This window comes from Bacteroidota bacterium, assembly GCA_038746285.1.
GTDB lineage: Bacteria > Bacteroidota > Rhodothermia > Rhodothermales > JANQRZ01 > JANQRZ01.
In genome coordinates this window covers 1-8,785 of sequence record JBCDKT010000089.1, presented here as the reverse complement: position 1 = coordinate 8,785, position 8,785 = coordinate 1, and the positions used below count along the sequence as shown (strand labels likewise).

The 8,785-nt window shown below is 69.8% G+C and carries 8 protein-coding genes; 2 read left to right on the top strand and 6 right to left on the bottom strand.

Going from position 1 to position 8,785, the window contains the following annotated elements:
• The 5 genes from AAGI91_17145 to AAGI91_17125 form a co-directional block, all read right to left on the bottom strand.
• Positions 1–2,590: carboxypeptidase-like regulatory domain-containing protein (locus AAGI91_17145; protein MEM1044337.1), on the bottom strand; the 2,590-nt coding region annotated here is incomplete at its 3' end.
• Positions 2,587–3,672: a FecR domain-containing protein gene (locus AAGI91_17140; protein MEM1044336.1), complete on the bottom strand. Its 1,086-nt coding sequence runs from the start codon at positions 3,670–3,672 to the stop codon at positions 2,587–2,589. The genes AAGI91_17140 and AAGI91_17145, both read right to left, overlap by 4 nt.
• Positions 3,669–4,013: a FecR/PupR family sigma factor regulator gene (locus AAGI91_17135; GenBank protein ID MEM1044335.1), complete on the bottom strand. Its 345-nt coding sequence runs from the start codon at positions 4,011–4,013 to the stop codon at positions 3,669–3,671. Before AAGI91_17135 ends, AAGI91_17140 begins: the two co-directional genes overlap by 4 nt.
• Before the next feature lie 2 nt (positions 4,014–4,015).
• Positions 4,016–4,255 (bottom strand): hypothetical protein, encoded by a 240-nt coding sequence (locus AAGI91_17130; protein ID MEM1044334.1) that lies wholly within the window; start codon positions 4,253–4,255, stop codon positions 4,016–4,018.
• A gap of 147 nt (positions 4,256–4,402) precedes the next feature.
• Complete coding sequence (locus AAGI91_17125) at positions 4,403–5,047, bottom strand: sigma-70 family RNA polymerase sigma factor (protein MEM1044333.1); 645 nt, start codon at positions 5,045–5,047, stop codon at positions 4,403–4,405.
• A 364-nt stretch (positions 5,048–5,411) separates the two neighbouring features.
• On the opposite strand from AAGI91_17125, the gene AAGI91_17120 reads away from it, so the two are divergent.
• Positions 5,412–6,161 (top strand): HAD family acid phosphatase, encoded by a 750-nt coding sequence (locus AAGI91_17120; GenBank protein MEM1044332.1) that lies wholly within the window; start codon positions 5,412–5,414, stop codon positions 6,159–6,161.
• A gap of 141 nt (positions 6,162–6,302) precedes the next feature.
• Here the strand turns inward: AAGI91_17120 and AAGI91_17115 are convergent, their stop codons facing one another.
• Entirely contained in the window at positions 6,303–8,150 is a 1,848-nt protein-coding gene (locus AAGI91_17115; protein ID MEM1044331.1) for an endo-1,4-beta-xylanase, read from the bottom strand.
• 131 nt (positions 8,151–8,281) lie between these two features.
• Here AAGI91_17115 and AAGI91_17110 point away from each other — a divergent pair.
• The coding region (locus AAGI91_17110; protein MEM1044330.1) for a DUF87 domain-containing protein at positions 8,282–8,785 on the top strand (504 nt) is incomplete at its 3' end.

The following is an 8,785-nucleotide window of genomic DNA, read 5'->3' as shown; positions in this document are numbered from 1 at the left end:
GGGTGGTCAGCTTGAGGTAGACGGCGCGTCCGGGACGCTGCACGCCGAAGAAGTCGAAGACCGTCGCATCGGTCACGTTCTGGACCTCGCCCGTGAGCGCCCATCGCAACCCCTGCGTCGCCGACTCGTAGGTCGCCCCGAGGTTGACCGTGGTCTGCGTCGGGACCTCGATCTTGAACTCCTGGATGCCCACGCTCTCCCATGTCCGGAAGAACGACTGGACGTAGCGCGTGCCGGTGAACAAGCTCACCGCGTCGCCACGTCGGAGAGGAGACGCCGTCCGGTATCTGGCAGCGGCGTTGACGAAGAAGAACGGTCGGTTCGGAATCCGGTCGCCCTCGAAGAGTGCGAAGACTCCCTCGTCGGACGTGTTGCGGAAGGCCTGATAGGTCGTGTTGGCGTCGAGTGTGAGCCGGTCGCGGAAGAGCGACACCTGGCCGCTCGCCTCGACGCCGAGCGATGTCGCGCTGAAGACGTTCCGGAAGACGTTGATGAACGCGTTTGTCGGGACGAGCGTGATGAGGTTGTCCGTCACGCGCGCGAACCCGTTGACCTGAACGGCCCACGGCGTCCGCGCGCCGCGCGCGCTCGTGAGCGACACTTCGAGGTTGGCGTTGTGGCTGCGCTCGGGCGCGAGGTCGGGGTTCCGGCCGATGCCGACCCCGTCGCCGAACAGCTCGTCGCGGCGGGGCAGTCGCGTCGCCCACTCATAGGAGAGCTTCGTCGCGAGCCGACCGCTGAGTCGGTACCGGACGACATTGCCGGCGCCGAGGAGGCTCGTCGCGGTGCGGTCTATTAGGGGTCCACCCGAAGCCCGCTCCTGCGTGGACCGCGCAAGCTGCCGATAGTCCTTGACGAAGAGGCGGTTCTCAAACCGCCCGCCAGCCCCGCTGACCTGGTACTCCGCCCCGCTCACCCACGTCGTGAGCCGCGCACCGCCCGCGAGCAGGTCCACGCCCTGCGTGACGAGCGCGTCCTCGCCCGTCCGCCAGTTAAAGGTCGGCGCCATCGAGAGCCGGACCGTGTGGCGCTCGCCGATCCGCCACTCGGCGTTCATCCGTGCGAAGGCGTCGTCGTCCCAGATGGTCCGGTCGGTCCCGTTGCGTGTGATCTCTCCTGGGACCGGCGTCTCGCGGAAGCACTCGCCGAACCAGTTGAACCGGCAGCTCGACACGTCGAGGAAGCTTCGCTCGGTACGCCCGTAGCCCCCGGCGACATCGAGCGACACGCGGTCGGCCACGCGGATCCGATACGTCGCGTTGACCCCCGCCGTCATCCCGAACGACTCGGCCTCGCCGAACGGCAGTCCCGACATGACCGCGTTGTTCTGGATCTGGCGCGCGAAGTCGACGACGTAGCCGCGCACGCTTAGCTCGTCCGCCCACGTCCGACCCCGCACGCCCGCTGTGAGGTTGACCGATCCGGCGCGGTAGCGGTCGTTGAACCGCGGCACGGTCACTTCCTGCGGCCGTCCCACCTCGTCGGGGATCGAGACCGTGACGTCGTAGTCGTTCCGGGCGAAGTCGTAGAAGCCGCCGCCGCGCACGAACAGGCCGGTTCGCTCGCTGCGATAGCTAAGGTCCGCCGCCGTCCGGTGCGTCCCGAACGAGCCCACCTGGTACGACGCCGACCCGCTGGCGCCCGGCACGGGCTCCGGCGTGACGAGGTTGATGGCACCGCCGAGCGCGTCGGCCCCGAACCGGATCGGAACGACGCCCTTGTAGACCTCGACGCGCTCGACGAGGTTGACCGGTACGTTCGAGAGTCCAAACGGGTAGCCGCCGAGGCCAATCGGAAGCCCGTCGATAAAGAAGCGAATCTGGTCGTCGGTGAGGCCGTTGAGTGAGACGCGCTCGCTCGACCCGAGCCCGCCCGTGCGCTGGACGGCGACGCCCTGGGCGCGCGAGAGGACCTCGCCGAGGTCGGCGGTCCGGGTGCGCGCCTCACGGAGATCGAGCACGGCGACGGCCTGCGCAGTGGCCTCGATGCGGGCCGCCTCGGTCTCAGCCTCGACGACGACGTCGCCCAGGCCGAACGAGCTCTCCGCGAGCGCAACCTCGACCTCGGTCATCGCGCCAGCGCGGACGGTGACCGAGTCGCGTGCGGTCTCGTAGCCGAGCAAGCTCGTCTGGAGCACCTGAGCGCCCGCTGGCGCTGCGTCGATGAGGAATCGCCCATCGGCGCCAGCGGCGTCGCCGCGGGTCGTGCCGACGACGAGGACGGCGGCACCGGGGAGCGGGTCCCCTGAGGCTGCGTCGACGACGCGACCCGTCACCGTCCCAATTGGGCGGAGCCGAACGTTGACGATCCCAGAGGCCGATGCGTAGGCCCCGAAGGGCGACCCGTCGAGCACCGTCCGGACGGCCTCCAAGGCGGGGACCTCCTCGAAGCGGACGAGGACGGAGTCCTGGAGCCCGGTGGCCCCTGTCCGCCACGCGAGGCGGAGACCGGAGGCATCGCGAATGGCGTCCAGGGCAGCCTCACGGGTCACGAGTCCGAGGTCGAGCGTCACCGGCGACGCATCGTTCTGAGCGCTAGCGGGTGTTGCCGCCAGCAGGCCAGCGAGAAGGGAGAGGAGAGCGATTCTCATCGGACGTCCGGAAGCGTCTGCGACAGCGTGATGCGAGACCCACGCGTCTCGACGGTGAGGTCCAGGATGGCATCCAGCGATTCGACTGCGTCGTCGAGCGAGACTCCGGTGTAGTCGGCCGTGACCGGTAGGCGAGCCGCCTCGGCGCCCTCCACCTCCACCGTCACACCGTGGACCTGCGACAGCGCCGCCGCCACCGCCGCCAGCGGAGCCCCGTCGAACCGGAGCGATACCCCGACCGCGGGCGACGAGTCCACCGCATCAGGTACGGCCGCCACCTCCGGCACAGCCGCAGCCACCAGCACCGGCGCCCGGTCCACACGAGCACTCGCCACCTCCCCGGTCACCAGCACCACCTCGCCAGCGGAGCCCGACGAGCGAACCGCCACGCGTCCCTCCTCCACCGACACCGCCATGCTGTCTGCGTCTACCGCCGCCGAGACCGTGAACACCGTCCCCAGCACGCGCGCCATGCCATGCTCCGTCTCGACCGTGAACGGACGCGCCTCGTCGCGAGCCACCTCGAAGCGCGCCGCGCCGGTCAGCACGTAGTCGCGACTCGTGGGGTCGGTCCGGGTGAGCGTGGTGCCGCTGGCGAGGACAACGCGGGAGCCGTCGGCGAGGGGGACGGTGGCGCTCTGGGTGGGCCCGGTGGCCCAGGTGCGCGGTCCGGGGGCATCGCCGGTGCGGAGGGAGGCGGTGGCGAGCCAGGCGCCGGCTGCGACGAGGGCGGTGGCGAGGGCCACCGGGAGAGGCCGGATCCTGCGGGCGGGGCGTCGGGTGGCCTGTCGGGGGGCGCGGTCGGCGGAGACGGCGGGGCGTGCGGGCGCGGAGCGGGACCGGTGGCCGTCGCCATCGGAGCGATCGATCCGACTGCGGATTGCCGCCCAGTCGTCTTCGACCTCCTCTTCTGGAACGTCGTAGCGTTCGGCCTGACCCCACGCGCGGAGCCCGCGAAGCTGCTCGAACGCTGTCCGGCGCTCGGGGTCTTCGCTCAGCCATGCCTCGAACGCGGCCTGTTCCTCAGGAGATGGGTCACCCCGGAGGTAGTCGTCGATGCGGGTCCAGTCGTCAGCGCTCACAGTCGGAAGGGGGAGAGTGAGCGCGAAGAACGCGCCAGCGGCTGCATCGACGAGCGGACGCCGCGTTGGCGGTCGCCGCTGGGGCGACCTGCATCGGGGAGGTGCATCCGTCTCTGGATGGCTTCCCAGTTCTTATCCTCCGTGAACGGGGCCACCGGTGGCCTCAGGGTCTGCTTCCACTCGCGGAGATCCACGTACACCGCGCGGCGCTCAGGGTCCGCGTCAAGCCACGCCTCGAACGCGGCCCGCTCACCGGGCGAGAGCCTGCCGCCGACCGCGTCGATGATCCGCGACCAGTCTGCCGTGCTCAGGAAGCCTTGTGTGCCCAGGGCGCTTTCCATGGTCACGACGGCGAGGAACCGGGCGAAGCGGAGACCTGAGCACTCCCAACGGTCTGCGACGGCCGGAGCAGCGCGCCCGTCGGGCGGGCTACGCCGTCGATACGGTCGAGCGCTGCCTGCCGAAGCACGATGTCGAGCGCGCCCCGGTGGGCAGGATCAGCGTCGATCCAGGTATCAACTGAGCGACGCTCGTCGAGGGAGGCGTCGCCGCGGAGGTAGCGGAGGAGACGATCGGGGCTCATGGAATGAGGGGCTCATCCCTTCAGCGCCGAGACCGCTCGACGTGTCATCGTCGCCGAGGCCTCACCTACGCTCCACGCCCCATCCAAACGGCTCCGCAAGATTCCGCAAAGGCCCTCTAGATCCCGAAAGCGACGGTTTACCGTCGATTACGAAGCGTCTGCGAAGTAGTCGGCGAGCAGGTCCTGCGGCATCTTCTTCCGCACCGTCTGCGTCGCCAGGTAGACGTAGTTGCGCACGACTCCCCACGACACCCCCATGACCGTGCCGACCTCGACGTAGGTGAGGCCGTGGCGATAGTAGAGCCCGAAGGCCTCCCGCTGGCGAGCCGGGAGCGTCGCCTCAACGCGGGCGACAGCCGTCGCCAGCGGGCTGCTGTCTGGCGGGTTCGTCTCGGCCGCGTGGCTGCGAACCATGTCGAGGCTCTTGAAGCGGGCCGTCCACCGATGTCGCCCCCGGACGTTGTCGAGGGCCCGCGTGCGCGTGGCACGGAACAGGTAGGCCCGAAGCGAGGGGTCGGCGGTGACCTCGCGTCGACGGTTCCAGAGTTCGACGAACACCTCCTGGACCACGGCCCGGGCTTCAGCGGCGCCGGCGGTGGCGGTGGCGAAGGCGCGGAGCTCTCCGTTGTATCGCTTGTGGAGTTCCGAGAGGGAGGCCTCGTCGCCGAGGGCCATGCGGGCGACGAGGTCCGCGTCGCTCTGATCGGCGAGGGTCTGACGGGCCTCCTCGCGGGGCGAGGGACCGAGGCGTCGCCGCCAGGGGGTGTCGTGACCGAGGGAGAGGGGAGGCACCAGCCGGTGGGCTATCTGGATCGGTTCTAAACAGCAAACTCGCGTTGAGTGTCTGACGGGACCCCTCTTTCACACCCTCAGCGTGTAGGTCCCGCTCTTTCCCGATGGAACCATGAGGGATCTCCCGGGGTCCGGCGTGTGACCTGCCGAATGCTCGGGTCGCTGCGTGAAGGAACGAGCCCGTCCCGATGCGAAACAGCCACCACGAAAGGACATCGTCTACCGCAGGCACGCACGGACGAAGACCCTACAGAGCCTCTGCTGGCGGTCGCCAGCGGGACCACGGCACGGGGTTCTGACTGGCCAGCGCACGGCGGCACAGCACGAGGTACTATGAGGGTCGTAGCGTCCTCCCCCCTCTGCCATGTCTGCCCGGCTCGCTCTTCTCCTCAGCGCACTCACCATCGCGGGGTGCGCCTCTCTCGCTCCCGTCCCAGAGGCGCCCCCGCCAGCGGAGACGTCCGCTACGGCTGAGATCCCCCTCGACATCCGGTGGGTCCGACGATCCGCCGAGCACCGTGCCGTCTACGCCCAGACCTACCGGGCCGCTGGGCTGCACCTCCGCGCCGTCGCCGACACGCTCGCCGCTCCGGATTGGGCCGTCGTCATCGACGCCGACGAGACGCTCCTCGACAACTCGCTCTACCAGCGCGAGCGGGCGGAGGTCGGGCTGGGCTACACCCCGGAGACCTGGAACCAATGGGTCCGGCGCGAGGCCGCCCCTGCGCTCCCGGGCGCCGTCGCCTTCACCGACCTCGTGCGCGGGCTCGGCGGGCGGGTCGTCGTGGTCACGAACCGGGACGACATCGTCTGCGACGAGACACGCCGCAACCTGTCCGCGGTCGGCATCGAGGCCGACGCGGTGCTCTGCCGAGTCGACGAGGGCGACAAAAACGCCCGGTTCGCAGCCGTCGAGCAGGGCACCTTGACCGGGCTCCCCCCGCTGGCGGTGGTGATGTGGATGGGCGACAACATCGGCGACTTCCCCGATCTCTCGCAGGACGTTCGCTTCGAGGGCGAGGGAGCGCTGTCCGAGTTCGGCAGTCGGTTCTGGGCGTTCCCCAACCCGATGTACGGGTCGTGGACGCGGAACGAGGCGGCGACGACCGACTGATCCCGGCGGCGCTCCGCTGGCGACGGCCGCCAGCAGGGGCCAAGGACCAGACTCGACCGTCAGCGCGGCGTCTCGGGACCGGAGGCCTCGCGTATCGGTGGTGAGAGGCCGTGAGGTCCCCCGACTGCCTGCGGACGCTCCCTATCGGATGATCACCATCGTCCCCGTCGCGACGGCGGTTCCGGATGTCAGCCGGTAGAGGTACGTCCCCCCCGCGAGTCCGGCAGCATCGAACGGAACCCGATACTCACCGGGTCCCCGGACCCCGTCGACGAGGACTGCGACTCGCCGGCCGGTGGCGTCGTAGACGGAAAGCGTCACGTCCGAGGGCTGAGTCACGGCAAACGAGAGGTTCGTCATGTGGGTGACCGGGTTGGGAGCGTTCCTGACCCACGCCGCCTCACGCTCTGCCTCGGTCTCGGTCGGCGTCGCTCGCTGTCCGTCGAGGTATTCGCGCAGCCACACCATCGCGGGACGCTCCTCGCCGCCCGCCCGGACGAGCCAGGCCTCCTGCGGGGTCCGCCACAACCCGGGCCGCCAGCCCCACAGCGTGATGCCGTCGACGGCCGGGTGCTCCCACAGGGCTGGGAAGACGCGCTGGATCGCCTCCAGCTGCGTCTGATCGGAGTCCGCTGTGGACACCGGAGTCTCTGGCATTCGGTTGCCGTCGAAGTCCACCTCCGTCACGTGGATCGGTAGCCCGGTCTCCGCGAGGAGATCGAGGGACTGCGTGATGGGAGCGCCCTCCCACGTCGAGAAGGCGTGGCCCTGCACCCCGATTCGGTCGATGAGGTCTCGGTCCTGGAGGAGCGTCACGATCTGACGATACTCGATTGCGGTGGCCGTGCTGCTGAGAATGTTGAAGTCGCTAATCATGAGCTCGACATCGGCGGGGAAGACCTCTCGAGCCAACTGGAACGCCGTGATCACCCAGTCCCACCCCGTCTGGCCAGAGCCGCCGAGGGCCTCGATGTATCCGCCGTCCTCGGGGTCGTCCGGCGGGTCGTGGAGCGGCTCGTTTACGACCTCCAGAAAGTCGATGTCGGGGTACCGAGCGGCGACCGCCTCGAACCACTCTCGAATCTCGGCGAGCTGCTCGTCGGGCGGGAGCGCGGCCATCCAGGCCGGCTGCTGGTTCCCCCACACGAGGACGTGGTGCCGGTACGGAAGCCCGTTGTCCTGCGCAAGCGCGTAGGCAGCGTCGAGCTCCGTCCAGTCCATCTGATCCCGTGTGGGCTCGACCACGCCCCACTTCCCGGCGTTCTCGGCCGTCACCTGGTTCCAGTAGGCCTCGAAGCCTCGCGTCTGCGACGCGCTGAACGCGCTGCCGACGAACGTCGGCAGGCCGTCGGCGAGTGGAGGTCCGGACGGACCCGGCCCGTCGACGGCGACGATCTGGAGGTCGTCGATCACGATGGACTTCCCCACATTGCTCTGGAAGCTGAAGTGGATGGGGGCTCGGGCCACCGTCTCCTGATCAGCGACCGTGAACTCAAAGGCGAACCGTTTCCAATCGTCCGGGAGGACTTGTCCGCCGAGGCGCCCGTACTCCTGGAACGACGAGTTCCCAGCCGTGATGGTGACGAGGCCACCGGGCCCCTCCGACCTCGCCTGCACCGTCAGCAGGTAGGTCCCTCCGGGAGTCACGGGGACCCCAGTCGCGACGGCCTGGATGTCGAAGGTGTTGGGCCCGACGCCGTCGACGGTCACCTGAAGCGCACGGCCGCTCCCCTCCGCCCCGTCCTCCACGACCGTGAAGAGGGGGGCTGGCGACACGCTTCCGCTGGCGCTCAATGTCCACCCGTCGACGCCGCCTGCGAGGTCGGTGACCGGACCGAGGGCCGCGGACTCGAATCCTCCGTTCGTGTTGAGCGGGCTTCCCTGAGCGGCCGCGCCGGCACCCCCAACCAATAGCAAGGCCGCCGTGAGGGCGGGCCCGAAGGCGCCGAAAGGCGAGGAACAGAACCGAGGGAGGACGCGGCGGGGCATGAGGCTGGAGGGGATCTCCATTTACAACCGGGAAACCACGACGGACCGGCTCACGCGGACGGCCCACTCGTGACCCGCTGGCGACGGCCACCGGGGTCGCGCTAGACTCCTGGCGTCTCCCCCACCCTGCGATGTCCGCCCCCTACGAAGGCCTCGGTGTGTTCTACCTCGGCCGAGAGGTCGACCCTGCCACCTCCGAGCCGACCGACGCGCCCATCCTCTACGACGCCGCAGACCTGACCACGCACGCGTTCATCGTCGGCATGACGGGCTCGGGCAAGACCGGGCTGGGCGTCGGGCTGATCGAGGAGGCCGCGCTCGACGGCATCCCCGTCATCGCCATCGACCCCAAGGGCGACCTCGGCAACCTGGCCCTCCAGTTCCCCCAGCTGGCGCCAGCGGACTTCCGCCCGTGGGTGGACGAGTCGGAAGCGACGCGCGAGGGCATCACGCCCGACGAGTTGGCTGCGCAGACTGCGGAGATGTGGGCCAAGGGGCTCGCGGGGCACGACCAGCCGCCGGAGCGGATCGCCCGGCTGGCGGAGGCCGCCGACGTGCGCATCTACACGCCGGGCTCCGACGCCGGCTTGCCGGTCTCCGTGCTGGGGTCGCTGGAGCCGCCCACCGACGACGCC

What these genes read in the sequence shown, in the direction of transcription:
- AAGI91_17135 (MEM1044335.1), bottom strand. Translation starts at nt 4,013, where the DNA reads ATGGAAAGCGCCCTGGGCACACAAGGCTTCCTGAGCACGGCAGACTGG.
- AAGI91_17120 (MEM1044332.1), top strand. Translation starts at nt 5,412, where the DNA reads ATGTCTGCCCGGCTCGCTCTTCTCCTCAGCGCACTCACCATCGCGGGG.
- AAGI91_17115 (MEM1044331.1), bottom strand. Translation starts at nt 8,150, where the DNA reads ATGCCCCGCCGCGTCCTCCCTCGGTTCTGTTCCTCGCCTTTCGGCGCC.
- AAGI91_17130 (MEM1044334.1), bottom strand. Translation starts at nt 4,255, where the DNA reads ATGAGCCCCGATCGTCTCCTCCGCTACCTCCGCGGCGACGCCTCCCTC.